This is a genomic window from Pseudomonas sp. B8(2017), from assembly GCF_002113575.1.
In the GTDB taxonomy this organism is placed as follows: Bacteria; Pseudomonadota; Gammaproteobacteria; order Pseudomonadales; family Pseudomonadaceae; genus Aquipseudomonas; species Aquipseudomonas putida_Z.
Genome location: NZ_NEIO01000037.1, coordinates 1 through 17,453, shown reverse-complemented (window position 1 = coordinate 17,453; position 17,453 = coordinate 1). Strand labels below are relative to the sequence as shown.

Sequence of the window (17,453 nt, the reverse complement as noted above, 5' to 3'; positions counted from 1 at the left end):
TCACAAGCACCCACACGAATTGCTTGATTCGATTTGTTAAAGAGCGTTTGGTTAAGAGCTTTTCGTCTCAACCGAGGCGCGCATTCTACGCTTTCCTCATTTGCTGTCAAGCGTTTATTTTGAAGTTTTTTGCGAGAAACTCGTTTAGCTTCAAACACTTGACTCGCTGCGATCTCTCGTAGCGGGAGGCGAATCATACAGCGTTTAGAAACGCTGTCAACCATCATCTCAACCGCTGCCGATCATTCGATCGTAGCCCTTTCAACTTTGCCTCAACTATCTAACTCATTGAATCTCAAGGAGTTTGTCGTTCCGGCGTCGCTGGAAGTGGGGCGCATTATAAGGGGATTCGAAACCCCGTCAACCCTTAATTTCACGAAACTTCAATATCGCTGAAAAAACAAAGCGGGGAGGCCTGTCGGCCTCCCCGCTTCTGCTCATCCCTTACAAACTAGGGAAGGCAAACTGCGAAGCCTCATGGCTGGCACGCTGCGGCCAGCGCTGGGTGATCGCCTTGCGACGGGTATAGAAGCGCACACCGTCCGGGCCATAGGCATGCAGGTCACCGAACAGCGAGCGCTTCCAGCCACCAAAGCTGTGGTAGGCCACCGGCACCGGCAGCGGTACGTTCACACCGACCATGCCCACTTCGATCTCGTCGCAGAACAGGCGCGCCGCTTCACCGTCACGGGTGAAGATGCAGGTGCCGTTGCCATACTCGTGATCGTTGATCAGTTGCATGGCCTGCTCCAGGCTGTTCACACGCACTACGCACAGCACCGGGCCGAAGATCTCTTCCTTATAGATGCGCATCTCCGGGGTCACCTTGTCGAACAGGGTGCCACCGACGAAATAGCCATCCTCATTACCGGCCACACGGAAACCACGGCCATCCACCACCAGCTTGGCGCCAGCAGCAACACCGTCATCAATGTAGCCCACCACCTTGTCACGGGCAGCAGCCGTCACCAGCGGGCCCATGTCCAGGCCGCACGAGGTGCCGGCACCAATCTTCAGGGCCTTGATCTGCGGTTCCAGCTTGGCAATCAGGGCGTCCGCCACCTGGTCACCCACGCACACCGCCACCGAAATGGCCATGCAACGCTCGCCGCACGAACCATAGGCAGCACCCATCAGTGCGCTCACGGCATTGTCCAGGTCGGCATCCGGCATCAGCACCGCGTGGTTCTTCGCACCACCCAGGGCCTGCACACGCTTGCCGCGCTTGGTGCCTTCAGCGTAGATGTACTCGGCGATCGGAGTCGAACCGACGAAGCTCAGGGCCTTCACTTCCGGCGCTTCGATCAGCGCATCCACCGCTTCCTTGTCGCCGTGCACCACGTTGAGGATGCCCTTCGGCAGGCCGGCTTCCAGCAGCAGCTGGGCGATGAACAGGGTCGAGCTCGGGTCGCGCTCGGAAGGCTTGAGGATGAAGGCGTTGCCGCAGGCGATGGCCAGTGGGTACATCCACAGCGGCACCATGGCCGGGAAGTTGAACGGGGTAATACCGGCAACCACGCCCAGTGGCTGGAAGTCGGACCAGGCATCGATGTTCGGGCCGACGTTGCGGCTGTACTCGCCTTTCAGTACTTCCGGCGCGGCGCAGGCGAACTCGACGTTCTCGATACCACGCTTCAGTTCACCGGCAGCATCCTCCAGAGTCTTGCCGTGCTCTTCGCTGATCATCTGCGAGATACGCGCTTCGTTCTGCTCCAGCAGTTGCTTGAAGCGGAACATCACCTGGGCGCGCTTGGCCGGTGGGGTGTTGCGCCAGGCCGGGAAGGCCGCCTTGGCCGAGTCGATCGCTTCCTGCACGGTCGCGCGGCTGGCCAGCTCGACCTTGCGCACGGCCTGGCCGGTAGACGGGTTGAAGACATCGGCGGTGCGCTCACCCTTGGTAACCAGTTCGCCGTGGATCAGGTGCTGAACAATGCTCATGCAAAACTCCAGATAAAGAAGGTTGAGGCAGGCGCGCGATGTGTTCACGCGCCTGGCATCAGAATCGGAAAGATCAGTCGATCAGGTTCAGGGTTTCTCCCACTGCGTCGAACAGGCGGTCCAGCTCCTGCGGCGTGGTGTTGAAGGTTGGGCCGAACTGCAGGGTGTCGCCACCGAAGCGTACATAGAAGCCTGCCTTCCACAGTTTCATCGCCGCTTCGTACGGACGCACGATGGCATCACCGTCGCGGGCAGCGATCTGGATCGCGCCGGCCAGGCCGTAGTTGCGGATATCGACAATGTTCTTGGTGCCCTTCACGCCATGCAGCAGCTTCTCGAAGTGCGGCGCCAGCTCGGCGGCGGCCTGCACCAGGCTTTCCTTCTGCAGCAGGTCCAGCGCGGCGATACCGGCGGCGCAGGCTACCGGGTGGGCCGAGTAGGTGTAGCCGTGCGGGAATTCCACGGCGTACTCCGGGGTCGGCTGGTTCATGAAGGTCTGGTAGATCTCGCTGCAGGCGATCACCGCGCCCATCGGGATGGCGCCGTTGGTCACCTGCTTGGCGATGCACATCAGGTCCGGGGTCACGCCGAAGGCTTCGGAGCCGGTCATCGCGCCCATGCGGCCGAAGCCGGTGATCACTTCGTCGAAAATCAGCAGGATGTTGTGCTGGGTGCAGATTTCACGCAGGCGCTTCAGGTAACCCTTCGGCGGCGGCAGTACACCAGCCGAACCTGCCAGCGGCTCGACGATCACGGCAGCGATGTTGGAGGCGTCGTGCAGCTCGATCAGCTTGAGCATCTCGTCAGCCAGGGCGATACCGCCCTCTTCCGGCATGCCTTTGGAGAAGGCGTTCACCGGCAGCACGGTGTGAGGCAGGTGGTCGACATCCAGCAGCTGACCGAACAGCTTGCGGTTACCGTTGACACCACCGAGGCTGGTACCGGCGATGTTCACGCCGTGGTAGCCACGGGCACGGCCGATGATCTTGGTCTTGGTCGCCTGGCCTTTCAGGCGCCAGTAGGCACGCACCATCTTCAGCGCGGTGTCGGCACACTCGGAACCGGAGTTGGTATAGAACACATGGTTCAGGTCGCCCGGGGTCAGCTCGGTGATCTTCTCGGCCAGCTGGAACGACAGCGGGTGGCCGAACTGGAAGGCCGGGGAGTAGTCCAGGGTGCCGACCTGGCGAGCCACCGCCTCGGTGATTTCCTTGCGGGTGTGCCCGGCACCGCAGGTCCACAAGCCGGACAGGGCATCGAAGATCTTGCGCCCCTGGTCGTCGACCAGGTAGTTGCCTTCGGCCGCCACGATCAGGCGTGGGTCGCGCTGGAAGTTGCGGTTGGCGGTGTAGGGCATCCAGTGGGCATCCAGCTTGAGCTGGCTGGCGATACCGGCGGTAGCGGTTTCGGGCATGTTCATCGGCGGTTCCTCGGAAGACGATTAGGCAACGATGGATGTTGTTGCAGCTAAATTGGCACGGCGATAAAGTCTGAAAAAGCCAACATTTCTAATCTTCAGACAGGCCCTGACTAAACTAATGAGCCGACGCCCCGATCCACTCGCCCAAGTCAGCGATTTCGACATCCGCCTGCTGAAGATCTACCGTAGTGTCGTCGAGTGCGGCGGTTTCTCGGCCGCGGAAAACGTACTGGGCATAGGCCGTTCGGCCATCAGCCAGCAGATGAACGACCTCGAGCAACGCCTGGGCCTGCGCCTGTGCCAGCGCGGCCGCGCCGGGTTCTCGCTGACCGAGGAAGGCCGCGAGGTCTACCATTCGGCGCTGCAGCTGCTCAGCGCCCTGGAAAGCTTCCGCACCGAGGTCAACGGCCTGCACCAGCATTTGCGTGGCGAGCTGAACATTGGCCTCACCGACAACCTAGTGACCTTGCCGCACATGCGCATTACCCATGCCCTGGCCGAGCTCAAGGACCGCGGCCCCGATGTGCGCATCCAGATCCGCATGATCGCGCCCAGCCAGGTCGAGCATGGTGTGCTCGATGGCAGCCTGCATGTCGGCGTGGTGCCACAGACCAGCCCGCTGTCGGGCCTCGAGTACCAGCCGCTGTACAGCGAGCGCTCGCTGCTGTACTGCGCGGTCGGCCACCCACTGTTCTATGCCGATGACCAGCAGATCGACGACGACCGCCTCAACAGCCAGGAAGCCATCACCCCCACCTTCCGCCTGCCGGCCGAAATCCAGGCGCATTACCAGGCGCTGAACTGCACGGCCAGTGCTTCGGACCGCGAAGGCATGGCGTTTCTCATCCTTACCGGTCGCTACATCGGCTACCTGCCAGACCACTACGCCACGTTCTGGGTGCAGCAAGGTCGCTTGCGTGCCCTCAAGCCCCGGCAACGCTTCTATGACCTGAGCCTGAGCTGGGTAACGCGCAAGGGCCGGCGGCCAAACCTGGTGCTGGAAAGCTTCCTCGAAAGCCTGGCTGCGACACGCTGATGCCAGTCTGTGCCGCAAACGCTTGTCACTTCGGCACAGGCAGGTAATCTTGTCCGACAGCCGCAGCCACTGACCCGTACGGAATCGTCCATGACCCTAGAAGTCCCTGCGCATCGCCTCTCCGCCTCGGGCAAGCCCGCGGGCCGCATCCGCCAGAAGAACGAACAGGCCATTATCCAGGCCGCCGAAGACGAGTTTGCCCGCCATGGTTTCAAGGGCACCAGCATGAACACCATCGCCCTCAAGGCGGGGTTGCCCAAGGCCAACCTGCATTACTACTTCACCAACAAGCTGGGCCTGTACATTGCCGTGCTCAGCAACATCATCGAGTTGTGGGACAGCACCTTCAACGCCTTGAGCGTCGACGACGACCCGGGCGAAGCGCTGAGCCAGTACATCCGCACCAAGATGGAGTTCTCCCGGCGCAACCCGCAAGCCTCGCGGATTTTCGCCATGGAGGTGATCAGCGGCGGCACCTGCCTGAGCGAGTACTTCAGTGCCGACTACCGCGAATGGTTCCGCGGCCGCGCCGCGGTGTTCCAGGCCTGGATCGAAGCCGGCAAGATGGACCCGGTCGACCCGGTGCACCTGATCTTCCTGCTGTGGGGCAGCACCCAGCACTACGCCGACTTCGCCACCCAGATCTGCCAGGTCACCGGCCGCAGCCGCCTGACCAAGCAAGACATGGAAGACGCGAGCAACAATCTTATCCATATCATTCTGAAGGGCTGCGGCATCAAGCCGGCTGCCTGATCGTCATTTATGCCTTCTACCCTGCTCGACCTCTGCGAATACCGCGAGGAAATCCGCAAAAGCCGCTTCATCACCCTTGCCGGGCCGATCAGCAGTGCCGCCGACGCGATGAGTTTCATCGAACGCCACAGCGACCTGGCCGCCACCCACAACTGCTGGGCCTGGAAGCTTGGCGCCCAGTACCGCAGCAGCGATGACGGCGAACCTGGCGGTACCGCGGGGCGGCCAATCCTCGCGGCCATCGAAGCGCAGGACTGCGACCAGGTGGTAGTGCTGGTGATCCGCTGGTACGGCGGTATCCAGCTGGGCACCGGCGGCCTGGCCAGGGCCTATGGCGGCGGTGCCAACAAGTGCCTGCAACAGGCACCCAAGCGGCTGCTGGTGCAGCGCAGCGAATTCACCTGCAGTTGCAGTTTCAGCGAACTGGCGCTTGTGAAGCTGCGCCTGGCGGAGGTTGACGGCCTGGTCCTGGATGAGCAGTTCACCGCCAATGGCGTGGACCTGTTGATTGCACTGGGTGACGCCCACCTGACGCCACTGCAGCAGCAGTTGGCCGACTTGAGCCGCGGGCGCATTCTGCTCGAAGCACGCTGAACATTGCCCACAACAACTGTGGGCCGGCCTGTGGATAAGCTTGGGGCACTCGCTTGCAGGCGGCATTACTCAAGGGCTGCAGAGCCTTGATCATATTTTGATCACCATTTGATGACAGCCGCAAACCGTTGATGCTCCTGACGTTATCCCCAGGCCCACAGCCTGCGTAGCCCTGCACAGCCATCTGCGCTTGCACACAATAACTGTGGACCAGCTTGTGGATAACCCGTGCGCCAACAAGCCGAAGACCACGCTGCACAAGGGCCTGAGGCAACTGGTGATTTTTCGTACAACCTACGACAAGGCGCCCGGCATCACAGTGCATTATCCTCAATACCTTTCTTTGCCAACCGATCACGGAGCGCATCCACATGGCTAACGCAAAAAACGCACTTATCATCGGGGCCTCGCGCGGGCTGGGCCTGGGCCTGGTGCAACGCCTGCAAGAAGACGGCTGGAACATCACCGCCACCGTGCGCAACCCGCAGCAGCCCGGCGCCCTCGCGGATGTATCCGGCGTGCGCATCGAACAGCTGGAAATGAACGACACGGCCCAGCTCGATGGCCTGAAGCAACGCTTGCAAGGCCAAGTGTTCGACTTGATATTCGTCAACGCCGGGGTCATGGGCCCCCTGCCGCAGGACCTGGAGGCGGTACAGAACAAGGACATCGGCGACCTGTTCATGACCAACGCCGTGGCGCCGATCCGCGTGGCCCGCCGCCTGGTCGGCCAGGTACGCGAAGGCAGCGGCGTGCTGGCCTTCATGAGCTCGATCCTGGGCAGCGTGACCATCCCCGATGGCGGCGAAATCTGCCTGTACAAGGCCAGCAAGGCGGCCCTGAACTCGATGATCAACAGCTTCGTCGTCGAGCAACAACGCCCCGACCTGTGCGTGCTGGCCATGCACCCGGGCTGGGTCAAAACCGACATGGGCGGTGAAAACGCCGAGATCGACGTGCTGACCAGCACCCGCGGCATGCTTGATCAGATCAAGGCGCAAAGCGGCAACGGCGGCCTGCGCTTCATCAACTACAAGGGCGAACCCTTGGTCTGGTGATTCACCAGGTCGCAGCCTGGCCGTGCGCAATGCCCGGCCAGGCTCTGTAGAATGGCGGCAACCGTACCTGATCGAGATGACCCACCATGTATGACTGGTTGAACGCCCTGCCCAAAGCCGAACTGCACCTGCACCTGGAAGGCTCGCTGGAGCCCGAGCTGCTGTTCGCCCTGGCCGAGCGCAACAAGATCGCCCTGCCCTGGGCCGATGTGGAGACCTTGCGCGGTGCCTATGCCTTCAACAACCTGCAGGAGTTCCTCGACCTGTATTACCAGGGCGCCGACGTGCTGCGCACCGAGCAGGACTTCTACGACCTGACCTGGGCCTACCTGCAACGCTGCAAGGCGCAGAACGTGATCCACACCGAACCGTTCTTCGACCCACAGACCCACACCGACCGCGGCATCCCCTTCGAAGTGGTGCTCAACGGCATCAACCAGGCGCTCAAGGACGGTCGCGAGCAACTGGGCATCAGCAGCGGCCTGATCCTCAGCTTCCTGCGCCACCTCAGCGAAGATGAGGCACAGAAAACCCTCGACCAGGCCCTGCCGTTCCGCGATGCGTTCATCGCCGTTGGCCTGGACAGTTCGGAAATGGGCCACCCACCGAGCAAGTTCCAGCGTGTGTTCGACCGCGCCCGCAGTGAAGGCCTGGTCGCCGTTGCCCATGCCGGCGAGGAAGGCCCGCCCGAGTACATCTGGGAAGCCCTGGACCTGCTGAAGGTCAAGCGTATCGACCACGGTGTGCGCGCCATCGAGGATGAGCGCCTGATGCAACGCATCATCGACGAGCAGATCCCGCTCACGGTGTGCCCGCTGTCGAACACCAAGCTGTGCGTGTTCGACCACATGAGCCAGCACAACATCCTCGACATGCTCGAGCGCGGCGTGAAGGTCACGGTCAACTCTGACGACCCGGCCTACTTCGGTGGCTATGTCACCGAAAACTTCCACGCCCTGAACACCCACCTGGGCATGACCGAAGACCAGGCCCGTCGCCTGGCCCAGAACAGCCTGGATGCCCGGCTGGCCTGAATGACCTGACCGCGACATGACGGTGTCGCGGTCAACCGACCTGCAACGTCGGCACGCGGGCAATGCGATTGATCTGCTGGATACCCAACGCAGAGATATGCAATGCCCGCGAGTCTTCGGCCTCGCGCATCCAGCCAGATTGCAGGAACAGCCGGAACAAGGCCTGCCCCAGTACGCCACCCAGGTGCGGCCCCTGGTCGTTCCACTCGGTACAGCGGCAGATCACGCAGCCACGTTGCTGATGCGGCGCCAAGGCATCGATGTAGACCCCGACCAAAGCCAACTGCGTCCGCCCCTCCTCGCTTACCATCAGCTGTCGACCACTCCCCTCCAGCCAGCCGGCCACCACCAGACGGTGATACAGCTCGCCGGCCAGTTCCCCGCCCAGGTGATCGCCACAGCGACGCGCCCTGCGTATCGACATGGGCAGCGGTGATACCGGCGCCTTGGCCCGCTCCCCCCTGGCGCTCTCCAACTGGACACTGGCCAGCGCCTCCACCGCTGCCCCAACTTGCGGGGTGGCCAGCCGGAAGTAGCGCTTGCGCCCCCGCGCTTCGTGCCGGAGCAAACCGGCCGATGACAACAACGAAAGGTGAGCGCAGGCCGATGACGAGGTCAGGCCTGTCATTACCGCGAGCTCGTTGGCCAGCCGCGGCGTGCCATCGATCAATGCCCACAACATGGCACTGCGCTTGGGGTCGGCCATCAGGCTGGCAATCTGGCTGATACTGCTGGCTGCGTTCATGTCCCTGTAACTCCCTGCAAGTTCACTGTGTGGATGCGATGGCCACCCCTGGCAGGGAAGCGCCTCTCGCTGGCACTGGCCTGGTTCGCCAGTATAAGCCGCAAAAAACGCCATTCAGGCAGCGTTGCACAGTGGCACCACCGGCAAAAAACCACTGGGTATGCCTACCCATGGCAAGCAGTGAAACAGTGCGTGAAAGCTGCCCGGACCGCGCGGGCAAGCAGCCCGGCACACATGGCAGGAGCACGAGAACGACGGGCGGAAAAAACACCGGATGCAACTTCGGACGCGGCCGACAACCAATTTCCACAAGTAGCGCAAGCCAAAGCGAAGGTTCCACGTGCTTGCGGGCATTGCACCCCACGCAGGAAAAAACATGTGGAAAACGTTCTTGCCGACCGTCAGTCAGGACACTGATTCAGGTCATGGCAGGCAGAAGGTGCAGCGCTACACTTCATCCGCTCTCCCCCCTTTGGAGGTATGCCGCGATGAAAATTGTCGTCAGTGCGTCGAGCCGAAACCCCGCCTGCCCCTGGCAGGTCCAGCTCGATCAACACGTGGTCAGTTTCCGCAGCGAGGCCGAGGCGCGTGCCTTCGTCGCCACGTTGGAAACCCGCCTGCAGGCACCTCACCCGCTTATGCGGGAGCCTTGGCCGGCAAGCGTCGGGTCAGCAGCGCGACACTGACCACCAGCGCCCCGCACAGGCTGATCACCAGCGCCATCGGCACCGCACTGCCATCATGCAGCAGCCCGACCAGCGCCGCTGCGCCGGCGGCGACGCTGAACTGCAGGCAGCCCATCAGCGCCGAGGCACTGCCAGCCCGCGCGCCCTGCCCGCTCATGGCACAGGCAGAGGCGTTGGGGATGATGCAGCCGAGGCTGGAGATGCAGACGAACAGCGGTACCAGCAGTGGCCACAGCTGTGTTGGCCGCAGTGCCGCCACGCCCAGCAACGCCAGGCCCGCAGCCAGGTACACCCACACCGCACGCGCCAGCAGGAACGCTGGCCCGCGCTTGGCCAGCAAGCGTGCGTTCACCTGCGCCACCAGGATAAAGCCGGCGGCATTGGTGCCGAACAACCAGCCGTAATGCTCGGCCGGCACGCCGTAAAGCTTGATGAACACGAAAGGTGAACCGGCGATGTAGGCAAACATGCCGGCGATGGCGATACCACCGGTCAGGGCATGGCCGACGAACACCCGGTCAGCGAGCAGGCGCAAGTACTGGCGCAAGGCGCCAGACAGCGGTTGCCGCGGTATGTGCTCGGGCAGGCTTTCCGGCAGGCCCAGGCTGACCGCCAGCAGGCAGCCGGCACTGAACAGGCTCAGGGCGAGGAAGATCGATTGCCAGCCGGCCACGTTTACCAGCACCCCGCCCAGCATCGGTGCCAGGATCGGCGCCAGGCCCATGACCAGCATCAATTGCGAAAACACCTTGGCCGAAGCCACCGGGTCGCACTTGTCACTGACGATGGCCCGCGACAGCACCATCCCGGCGCAACCGCCCAATGCCTGGACGAAACGCGCCAGCACCAGGGTGTCGAGGTTGGGAGCATAGGCACAGGCCAGTGACGCCAGGGTGAACAGGGTCACCCCGAACATCAGCGGCTTGCGTCGGCCAAAGCGGTCAGCCACCGGCCCGTAGGCCAGTTGCCCGATGGACAGGCCAAGGAAGTAGGCGGCCAAGGTGGCCTGGACGTGTTTTTCATCGGTGGCGAACGCCTGCGCCATGGCCGGGAAGGCGGGCAGGTAGAAGTCGATCGCCAAGGGCCCGAACGCACTGAGTGCGCCCAGGATGAGCACCATTCGCAGGTTCATCTGGAATCCATAGCAGGCTAAGCAAGTGCCCGATTCTACCTGCAGTGGGCCCTATCGACATGAAAACATTTGCAACAAACCCAAGGGCTGCCGCGGTCCCTGTGGGAGCGGGCGTGCCCGCGAATCAGGACGCGCGGTGGATGGCACCGGCGGTGCCGGTGTTCGCGGGCACGCCCGCTCCCACAGGCAAGTGTTCAGGCTACGTCGGCCTGATAACCCTCATCGCGAATGGCCGTGAGGATCTGCTCCTGAGCCAACTCGCTCTGCACCCGTACCTGCCTGGCCGCCAGGTCGACCTCCACCTTGGCCGCGGCATCCTGCTCCTGCACCGCCCGGGTCACGGCTTTCACGCAATGGCCGCAGGTCATGCCTTGTACATTGAACACTTGCATGGGGGTTACCTCCTTCAGGTTTTCCACGAGTCTCAAGCTTGCCATCGGGGCAAGGTCAAGATCTGCCGACAACAGCCGGGGTGGAAATCCGCGCGCGCGTCGGCCAAGCTGCGCCTTTGATGATCACGCAAGCAGGAGATTCTTCATGTTCAGGGCAGCATTGGGCGTCGTCGGGCTATTGAGCACGCTGGCTGCAGTGCCACCGGCCAGTGCCGAGGGCAACTCGGACTACAGCGTGCTGATCATTTCCCGGGAGCGCCTGGAAGTGGCCACCAGTTGCGAAATCGGCATCTACCTCAACGACCAGCTCTCCGGGCGCGTGTTCCAGGAGCAGTCCACCTCGTTCAACCTGCCGCCCGGCCCGGTGGACGTGCGCCTGCGCCTGCTGCCCGGGCAAATGCCCGGCTGCGCCGCGGGTGTCGAGGACCAACGCAGCACACGACTGAACCTGCAGGCGGGCCAGATCAACAAATACCGCATCGCCATGGGGCAATATGGGCTGGAGTTGAAGCGAGCCGGCCTGGGCTATTGACCTTACCTGCGTGGCAAGGTTGATGCTGGAGGCCTGTCCAAGGAGGAGAGCCATGCCCGCATCCACCACATACGACCTGCCGATCTCCGGCATGACCTGCGCCAGCTGTGCCGGCCGGGTCGAGCGCGCCCTGCGCAAGGTCACCGGCGCTGAACAGGTCAGCGTCAACCTCGCCACCGAACAGGCCCGGGTCCAGGCCCCGGCCAACAGCTTGCCCGCGCTGGTCGACGCCGTACGCGAAGCCGGCTATGGCGTGCCCACCCGCACCGTCGAACTGCAGATTGGCGGCATGACCTGCGCCAGTTGCGTCGGCCGCGTAGAGCGCGCCCTCGGCAAGCTGCCGGGGGTTGAACAGGTCAGCGTCAACCTGGCCAGCGAACGCGCGCACCTCGAAGTGCTCGCGGCCCTCGACGACAACCTGCTGATCGACGCCGTGCAAAAGGCCGGCTACAGCGCCAGCCTGCCGCAAACCGCCAGGGACGACCAAAACTCTGCCCAGCACCGCCTGCGTAACGAACGCCTGGCGGTCGGCGCAGCGTTGCTGCTCGCCCTGCCGTTGGTGGTGCCAATGCTGGTGCAGCCGTTTGGCGTGCACTGGATGTTGCCAGCGTGGGTGCAGTTCCTGCTGGCCACGCCGGTGCAGTTCATTCTCGGCGCGCGGTTCTACGTGGCCGCCTGGAAAGCCGTGCGCGCCGGTACTGGCAACATGGACCTGCTGGTGGCCCTGGGCACCAGCGCCGGCTACGGCCTGAGCCTGTACCAGTGGGCACAGGCCCCCGCAGGCATGGCCCCTCACCTGTACTTCGAAGCCTCGGCCGTGGTGATTGCCCTGGTGCTGCTGGGCAAGTACCTGGAAAGCCGTGCCAAGCGCCAGACCGCCAGCGCCATCCGTGCCCTCGAGGCCCTTCGCCCGGAACGGGCCGTGCGCCTGGTCGATGGCCGGGAAGAAGACGTGGCCATTGCCCAACTGCGCCTCGGCGACCTGATACTGGTCAAACCCGGCGAGCGCTTCCCGGTCGATGGCGTGGTCGAAGACGGCAGCAGCCATGCCGATGAAGCCTTGATCAGCGGCGAGAGCCTGCCAGTGCCCAAGCAGCCAGGGGACAGCGTCACCGGTGGCGCCATCAACGGCGAAGGCCGGCTGCTGGTACGCACCCACGCACTGGGCACCGAAACCGTGCTGGCACGCATCATCCGCCTGGTGGAAGACGCCCAGGCGGCCAAGGCACCGATCCAGAAGCTGGTCGACCGGGTCAGCCAGGTATTCGTCCCGGCCGTGCTGGTACTGGCGCTGATCACCCTGGTCGGTTGGTGGCTGGCCGGCGCGCCGCTGGAAACCGCGCTGATCAATGCCGTCGCGGTACTGGTCATCGCCTGCCCCTGCGCCCTCGGCCTGGCCACACCCGCTGCGATCATGGCCGGCACCGGGGTCGCCGCCCGCCATGGCATCCTGATCAAGGACGCCGAAGCCCTGGAGCGCGCCCATGCGGTCAACCGTGTGGTGTTCGACAAGACCGGCACCCTCACCTCCGGCAGCCCACGCGTTGTCCACAGCCAGGCGCAGGTGGGCAGCAGCGCCGACCTGCACCGCCTGGCCGGTGCCCTGCAGCGCGGCAGCGAACACCCGCTGGCCAAGGCGGTACTGGACGCCTGTGCCGAACAGGGCCTGGACGTGCCTGGCGTTGCCGACAGCCAGTCGCTGACCGGGCGTGGTATTGCCGGGCGCGTGGAAGGCCGCGAGCTGGCCCTGGGCAACCGCCGCCTGCTCGATGAAAGCGCCCTGCCACCCGGCGACCTGGCCGCCAAGGCCCAGGCCTGGGAAGCCGAGGGGCGCACCCTGTCATGGCTGATCGAACGCGGCGCGCAGCCGCGGGTGCTGGGCCTGTTCGCCTTTGGTGACAGCCTCAAGCCCGGCGCCGCGCAGGCGATCGATACCCTGCACGCGCAACACATCAGCAGCCACCTGCTGACCGGCGACAACCGCGGCAGTGCCAAAGTGGTGGCCGATGCCCTGGGCATCGACGACGTGCATGCCGAAGTGCTGCCGGCCGACAAGGCCGCGACCGTGGCTGCACTCAAGCAGGATGGCGTGGTCGCCATGGTCGGTGATGGCATCAATGATGCGCCGGCGCTGGCCGCCGCCGATATCGGCATTGCCATGGGGGGCGGTACCGACGTGGCCATGCAGGCCGCCGGCATCACCCTGATGCGCGGCGACCCACGCCTGGTACCGGCCGCCCTGGAGATCAGCCGCAAGACCTATGCGAAGATCCGGCAGAACCTGTTCTGGGCGTTCATCTATAACCTGATCGGCATCCCGCTGGCCGCGCTGGGTTACCTCAACCCGGTACTGGCCGGCGCCGCCATGGCCCTGTCCAGCGTCAGCGTGGTGAGCAACGCACTGTGGCTCAAGGCGTGGAAACCCACCAGCAACACCCAGGAGGCTCCATGAACATCGGCCAGGCCGCCCGCCGCAGCGGGCTCAGCACCAAGATGATCCGTTACTACGAGTCCATCGGCCTGCTCAAGCCCGCCACGCGCAGCGACAGCGGCTACCGCCTGTACCAGGCGGAAGACTTGCACAGCCTGGCCTTCATCAAGCGCTCCCGCGACCTGGGCTTTTCCCTCGAAGAAGTTGGCAAGCTGCTGACCTTGTGGCAGGACCGCCAGCGCGCCAGCGCCGATGTGAAGGCGCTGGCCACGCAGCACATCGCTGAACTGAACCGGCGCATCGAAGAGCTGGTGAGCCTGCGCGACACCCTCGGCGAACTGGTCTCGCACTGCCAGGGAGACGAGCGCCCGGACTGCCCGATCCTGAAGGACCTGGCCAATGGCGCTGCGGGCGGCTGCTGTCACTGAGCCACCCCGCAACCCTTTGGTATGCCATATACGTCCAAACACGACCGAATAGTCACCAACTGCGACTTTATCCAATAAATACGGGCGTTTCCCTACATTAAACCCGGATGCTGCCGATGCAATTGTTACCTGCCTCGTGTATCGAAAATAAAAAATCCGGGAGCGTCGATGAGCATCAAACAGAAACTGACCTGGGCATTCGCGGTCATCGCCGGCTTGCCCATCGTCCTTGTGGCCACCCTGGTGGTCCTCAACCTGCGTGGCGAAGCCCGCGACGGATTCCTCGATGGCAGCAGCCGGGAAATCCGCCAGGTCAGCAACGCGATGAACATCTTCTTCCAGGGCATCAACCAGAACGTCGAGTACCTGGCTGCGCAGCCGATGGTCGCCGCCACGGGTAGCGAACTGAACAAGTACATGAGCGCAACCCCGTCCTATGAACTGGGCGACCAGGCCAGCAAGCTGCTGGAGTTCATGACCCGCCTGGCCACCACGCATCCCAGCTATGCGTACCTGTCCTACGGGGTGAATGACGGTGGCTATGTCGGCTGGCCGGCCGGGCAGAAGTTCGTCAATTACGACCCGCGCACCCGCCCCTGGTACCAATTGGCCATGGCCAACCCCGGCAAGACCTTGCGTACCGGCGCCTACTACTGGGCTGCCGACGACGCCGTGCTGGTCAGCACCGTGCGCACCGTCGCCAACCAGTTGGGCAACCCCGGCGGCGTGGTCAACGTCGACGTCTCGCTCAAAGGCCTCACCGAGATCGTCCAGCAGATCAAGCTGGGCGAAAGCGGCTACGTGCTACTGGTGGAAAACAACGGCAACGTACTGGTCGACCCTCGTGACGCCAAGCACAACTTCAAGCAACTGGCGAGCTTTGGCGACGGCTACGCCGAGCTGGCCAAGCACGGCAAGGGGCTGGCCGAAGTGGAGCTGAATGGCGTGCGCTACATGGCCAACATCTACCCGGACGAACAGCTGGGCTGGACCTTGATCGGCCTGATCGAACAAAGCGAAGTGATGCAGACCACCACCCGCCTGACCTGGTTGATCGGCGTGGTGGCCCTGGTACTGGCTGCGTTGTTCGCCGTGGTCGGTGCCACCTTCGCCAAGCTGATCGTGCGCCCGATCAACAGCGTCACCAGCGGCCTGGAAGATATCGCCCAGGGCGAGGGCGACCTGACCCGCAACCTGGAAATCCGTGGCCGCGACGAAACCGCGCAACTGGCCAGCTGGTTCAACCAGTTCCTCGGTGCCATTCGCAGCCTGATCCAGCACATCGGTGCTGCCGCCAGCAAGATCCTCAGCACCTCCAGCAGCTCGACCCGCGTTTCCAGCGACATGGCCGAAGCCGCAGGCCGCCAGCGCGAAGCGGTGGACATGGTCTCTACCGCCTTCCACGAAATGGTCGCCACTGCCAACGAAGTGGCACGTTCCTGCAGCCAGGCGGCGCAGTCGGCCGACAGTGGCCAGCAACAGGCCCGCGAAGGCCAGCAGCAGATCGATGCCGCGGTACATAGCGTCGATCGCCTGAGCCAGGAGATCGAGCAGTCGGCGCAGTCGATCCAGCAGCTGGAGCGTGACAGCAACGCCATCCAGTCGATCCTCGGCACCATCCGCTCGATTGCCGAGCAGACCAACCTGCTGGCGCTCAACGCCGCCATCGAAGCGGCCCGTGCCGGCGAACAGGGCCGTGGCTTTGCCGTGGTTGCCGACGAGGTGCGGGCGCTGGCCAAGCGCACTGCCGACTCCACCGCCGAGATCGACGGCCTGCTGGGCAACCTGGCCAGCCGCACTGCCGAAGTAGCCGCACAGATGCACGCCAGCCTGGAGGTTTCGCAGCAGTCGGTGAGCCGCATCGGCCTGGCCCGTGACAGCTTCGGGCAGATCCGCGAGTCGGTGGATGTGATCCGCGACATGAACACCCAGATCGCCACGGCGGCCGAAGAGCAGCACCAGGTGGCCGAGGACATCAACCGGCACATCAGCCAGATTCACGGCGATGCGCAACTGGTGGCCGAACTGGCCCAGGCGGCGCGGATGGATTCGGAGAGCCTGGCCGGGTTGTCCAATGAGCTGGATGCGCTGGTGCGCAGGTTCCGTACCTGATGTGTTGCCTGCGCCGGCCTCTTCGCGGGTGAACCCGCTCCCACAGGTACTGCACAGGCCCTGAGTGCATTGGGGTCCTGTGGGAGCGGGCGCGCCCGCGAAGAGGCCGGCACAGGCGACCAATCACTAAAGCCTCAATTCCCCCGGCGTCGCGCCGAACAACTGCTTGAACGCCGCAATGTAAGCCGAGGTTGAGTCATACCCACACCCCAACGCCGCCTCGGTCACACTCTCCCCTGCCTCCAGCAACGCCAACGATGACAACAGCCGCATACGCTGCCGCCAGTTGCGAAAACTCAAGCCCGTCTCCCGCTGGAACAGCCGCATCAGCGTCTTCTCCGAGCACCCCAGCTCTCGCGCCCACTGCTGCAAGGTCTGCGACTGGTCCGGTGCAGCGATCAGACCATTGCACAGCGCCAGCAACCTCGGGTGCCGTGGCAGTGGCAGCGAAAAACCGACCTCGGGCAGCATGCGCAACTGGTCGAGCAGCACCGCCACCAGCCGCGCCTCGGCGCTGTCACCCTCCGGGTAGTCGGCCGGGAACAGGCAGAACTGCTTGATCAGTTCGCGCGCCAGCGGGGTCACTTCCAGTACCCGGCATTGCTCCGGTGCCCACGGGCAGGCATCCCGGCGCACGTAAAGGCTGCGCATTTCGGCCTGCATCGAGGTGACCACCTCGTGTTCGGCATCGGCTGGTATCCACACGCCCCATTGGGGCGGGGCGAAGTAGCTGCCTTCGTGGGTATACACCCCGAGAACGCCGCTGATGGCGTAGGAGAACTGCACCCAGTCGTGCTGGTGGCGGGTGGTCCAGGAGCCGGCGCCGAGGCTTTCGGCACGGGCATAGAGTGGCCTGGGCAGGTAGTCCAGCGCCGGGATGGCGCGGGGGTGTCCGATGATCGGCATGGCGGTTTCTTGTAGTTCTGACCAGACAAGCCTAACAGCTGATTCGTGGTCAAGTCAGGCGCGGTCTCTGTGGGAGCGGCCTTGTGTCGCGAAAGGGCCGCAAAGCGGCCCCAACAATTTTTACTGTGACGCTGAAACCCCGGGGCCGCTTCGCGCCCCTTTCGCGACGCAAGGCCGCTCCCACAAGGCGTGGCTTCAGCGCTCGACGATGACGGTCACCCCCTGCCCACCCGCCGCACAGATCGAAATCAACCCC

The 17,453-nt window shown here is 63.9% G+C and carries 17 protein-coding genes and 1 pseudogene; 11 read left to right on the top strand and 7 right to left on the bottom strand.

The annotated features are described in order from the left end of the window. The 3 genes from CAG22_RS28660 to CAG22_RS26485 form a co-directional block, all read right to left on the bottom strand. The coding region (locus CAG22_RS28660) for a hypothetical protein (RefSeq protein WP_218191951.1) at positions 1 to 227 on the bottom strand (227 nt) is incomplete at its 3' end. Positions 228 to 444: 217 nt separating this feature from the next. Continuing rightward, positions 445 to 1,938, bottom strand: a complete 1,494-nt coding sequence (locus tag CAG22_RS26490; RefSeq protein ID WP_023662877.1) for a CoA-acylating methylmalonate-semialdehyde dehydrogenase — start codon at positions 1,936 to 1,938, stop codon at positions 445 to 447. Between the two features lie 73 nt (positions 1,939 to 2,011). After that, a complete protein-coding gene (locus tag CAG22_RS26485) occupies positions 2,012 to 3,358 on the bottom strand; it encodes an aspartate aminotransferase family protein (protein WP_085706493.1) in 1,347 nt (448 codons plus the stop codon). A 118-nt stretch (positions 3,359 to 3,476) separates the two neighbouring features. On the opposite strand from CAG22_RS26485, the gene CAG22_RS26480 reads away from it, so the two are divergent. From CAG22_RS26480 to CAG22_RS26460, 5 genes are all read left to right on the top strand, one after another. Continuing rightward, complete coding sequence (locus CAG22_RS26480) at positions 3,477 to 4,394, top strand: LysR family transcriptional regulator (RefSeq protein WP_025337589.1); 918 nt, start codon at positions 3,477 to 3,479, stop codon at positions 4,392 to 4,394. Between the two features lie 90 nt (positions 4,395 to 4,484). After that, the gene (locus CAG22_RS26475; RefSeq protein ID WP_003257076.1) at positions 4,485 to 5,147 is read left to right on the top strand and encodes a TetR/AcrR family transcriptional regulator; all 663 of its coding nucleotides are present in this window, start codon (positions 4,485 to 4,487) and stop codon (positions 5,145 to 5,147) included. A gap of 9 nt (positions 5,148 to 5,156) precedes the next feature. After that, the gene (locus tag CAG22_RS26470) at positions 5,157 to 5,741 is read left to right on the top strand and encodes a YigZ family protein (RefSeq protein ID WP_085693464.1); all 585 of its coding nucleotides are present in this window, start codon (positions 5,157 to 5,159) and stop codon (positions 5,739 to 5,741) included. 371 nt (positions 5,742 to 6,112) lie between these two features. Then, the gene (locus tag CAG22_RS26465) at positions 6,113 to 6,799 is read left to right on the top strand and encodes an SDR family oxidoreductase (RefSeq protein ID WP_085706492.1); all 687 of its coding nucleotides are present in this window, start codon (positions 6,113 to 6,115) and stop codon (positions 6,797 to 6,799) included. An 86-nt stretch (positions 6,800 to 6,885) separates the two neighbouring features. Further along, on the top strand, positions 6,886 to 7,833 hold the full coding sequence (locus CAG22_RS26460; RefSeq protein ID WP_085706491.1) for an adenosine deaminase: 948 nt from the start codon (positions 6,886 to 6,888) through the stop codon (positions 7,831 to 7,833). 31 nt (positions 7,834 to 7,864) lie between these two features. Here CAG22_RS26460 and CAG22_RS26455 read toward each other — a convergent pair whose 3' ends face one another. Next, positions 7,865 to 8,578: a helix-turn-helix transcriptional regulator gene (locus CAG22_RS26455; protein ID WP_013970739.1), complete on the bottom strand. Its 714-nt coding sequence runs from the start codon at positions 8,576 to 8,578 to the stop codon at positions 7,865 to 7,867. Positions 8,579 to 9,066: 488 nt separating this feature from the next. Between CAG22_RS26455 and CAG22_RS28860 the strand changes: the two genes are divergently transcribed. After that, positions 9,067 to 9,264, top strand: a complete 198-nt coding sequence (locus CAG22_RS28860; RefSeq protein ID WP_075044510.1) for a hypothetical protein — start codon at positions 9,067 to 9,069, stop codon at positions 9,262 to 9,264. Here the strand turns inward: CAG22_RS28860 and CAG22_RS26445 are convergent. Together CAG22_RS26445 and CAG22_RS26440 are read right to left on the bottom strand one after the other, a co-directional pair. Then, positions 9,215 to 10,396: a multidrug effflux MFS transporter gene (locus CAG22_RS26445; RefSeq protein WP_085706490.1), complete on the bottom strand. Its 1,182-nt coding sequence runs from the start codon at positions 10,394 to 10,396 to the stop codon at positions 9,215 to 9,217. The genes CAG22_RS28860 and CAG22_RS26445 overlap by 50 nt on opposite strands. A 194-nt stretch (positions 10,397 to 10,590) precedes the next feature. Beyond that, the gene (locus tag CAG22_RS26440; RefSeq protein WP_015268835.1) at positions 10,591 to 10,788 is read right to left on the bottom strand and encodes a heavy-metal-associated domain-containing protein; all 198 of its coding nucleotides are present in this window, start codon (positions 10,786 to 10,788) and stop codon (positions 10,591 to 10,593) included. Positions 10,789 to 10,933: 145 nt separating this feature from the next. Here CAG22_RS26440 and CAG22_RS26435 point away from each other — a divergent pair, with 145 nt between their 5' ends. From CAG22_RS26435 to CAG22_RS29055, 5 genes and pseudogenes are all read left to right on the top strand, one after another. Beyond that, on the top strand, positions 10,934 to 11,320 hold the full coding sequence (locus CAG22_RS26435) for a hypothetical protein (protein ID WP_046616857.1): 387 nt from the start codon (positions 10,934 to 10,936) through the stop codon (positions 11,318 to 11,320). 52 nt (positions 11,321 to 11,372) lie between these two features. Then, entirely contained in the window at positions 11,373 to 13,772 is a 2,400-nt protein-coding gene (locus CAG22_RS26430; RefSeq protein ID WP_085706489.1) for a heavy metal translocating P-type ATPase, read from the top strand. Beyond that, positions 13,769 to 14,179: a Cu(I)-responsive transcriptional regulator gene (gene cueR, locus CAG22_RS26425; protein WP_085593413.1), complete on the top strand. Its 411-nt coding sequence runs from the start codon at positions 13,769 to 13,771 to the stop codon at positions 14,177 to 14,179. The genes CAG22_RS26430 and cueR overlap by 4 nt, the downstream gene beginning before the upstream one ends. A gap of 168 nt (positions 14,180 to 14,347) precedes the next feature. Further along, positions 14,348 to 15,433, top strand: a pseudogene (locus tag CAG22_RS29060) (sensor histidine kinase); the annotation flags it as partial. A 90-nt stretch (positions 15,434 to 15,523) separates the two neighbouring features. Then, positions 15,524 to 16,291: a methyl-accepting chemotaxis protein gene (locus CAG22_RS29055; RefSeq protein WP_371033815.1), complete on the top strand. Its 768-nt coding sequence runs from the start codon at positions 15,524 to 15,526 to the stop codon at positions 16,289 to 16,291. A gap of 126 nt (positions 16,292 to 16,417) precedes the next feature. Here the strand turns inward: CAG22_RS29055 and CAG22_RS26415 are convergent, their stop codons facing one another. Then, positions 16,418 to 17,197 (bottom strand): helix-turn-helix transcriptional regulator, encoded by a 780-nt coding sequence (locus CAG22_RS26415; protein ID WP_085593411.1) that lies wholly within the window; start codon positions 17,195 to 17,197, stop codon positions 16,418 to 16,420. Positions 17,198 to 17,453 lie beyond the last annotated feature (256 nt).

What these genes read in the sequence shown, in the direction of transcription:
- CAG22_RS26430 (WP_085706489.1), top strand. Translation starts at nt 11,373, where the DNA reads ATGCCCGCATCCACCACATACGACCTGCCGATCTCCGGCATGACCTGC.
- CAG22_RS26445 (WP_085706490.1), bottom strand. Translation starts at nt 10,396, where the DNA reads ATGAACCTGCGAATGGTGCTCATCCTGGGCGCACTCAGTGCGTTCGGG.
- CAG22_RS29055 (WP_371033815.1), top strand. Translation starts at nt 15,524, where the DNA reads ATGGCCGAAGCCGCAGGCCGCCAGCGCGAAGCGGTGGACATGGTCTCT.
- CAG22_RS28860 (WP_075044510.1), top strand. Translation starts at nt 9,067, where the DNA reads ATGAAAATTGTCGTCAGTGCGTCGAGCCGAAACCCCGCCTGCCCCTGG.
- CAG22_RS26460 (WP_085706491.1), top strand. Translation starts at nt 6,886, where the DNA reads ATGTATGACTGGTTGAACGCCCTGCCCAAAGCCGAACTGCACCTGCAC.
- CAG22_RS26440 (WP_015268835.1), bottom strand. Translation starts at nt 10,788, where the DNA reads ATGCAAGTGTTCAATGTACAAGGCATGACCTGCGGCCATTGCGTGAAA.
- CAG22_RS26470 (WP_085693464.1), top strand. Translation starts at nt 5,157, where the DNA reads ATGCCTTCTACCCTGCTCGACCTCTGCGAATACCGCGAGGAAATCCGC.
- CAG22_RS26435 (WP_046616857.1), top strand. Translation starts at nt 10,934, where the DNA reads ATGTTCAGGGCAGCATTGGGCGTCGTCGGGCTATTGAGCACGCTGGCT.
- CAG22_RS26490 (WP_023662877.1), bottom strand. Translation starts at nt 1,938, where the DNA reads ATGAGCATTGTTCAGCACCTGATCCACGGCGAACTGGTTACCAAGGGT.
- CAG22_RS26485 (WP_085706493.1), bottom strand. Translation starts at nt 3,358, where the DNA reads ATGAACATGCCCGAAACCGCTACCGCCGGTATCGCCAGCCAGCTCAAG.
- CAG22_RS26480 (WP_025337589.1), top strand. Translation starts at nt 3,477, where the DNA reads ATGAGCCGACGCCCCGATCCACTCGCCCAAGTCAGCGATTTCGACATC.
- cueR (WP_085593413.1), top strand. Translation starts at nt 13,769, where the DNA reads ATGAACATCGGCCAGGCCGCCCGCCGCAGCGGGCTCAGCACCAAGATG.
- CAG22_RS26475 (WP_003257076.1), top strand. Translation starts at nt 4,485, where the DNA reads ATGACCCTAGAAGTCCCTGCGCATCGCCTCTCCGCCTCGGGCAAGCCC.
- CAG22_RS26415 (WP_085593411.1), bottom strand. Translation starts at nt 17,197, where the DNA reads ATGCCGATCATCGGACACCCCCGCGCCATCCCGGCGCTGGACTACCTG.
- CAG22_RS26455 (WP_013970739.1), bottom strand. Translation starts at nt 8,578, where the DNA reads ATGAACGCAGCCAGCAGTATCAGCCAGATTGCCAGCCTGATGGCCGAC.
- CAG22_RS26465 (WP_085706492.1), top strand. Translation starts at nt 6,113, where the DNA reads ATGGCTAACGCAAAAAACGCACTTATCATCGGGGCCTCGCGCGGGCTG.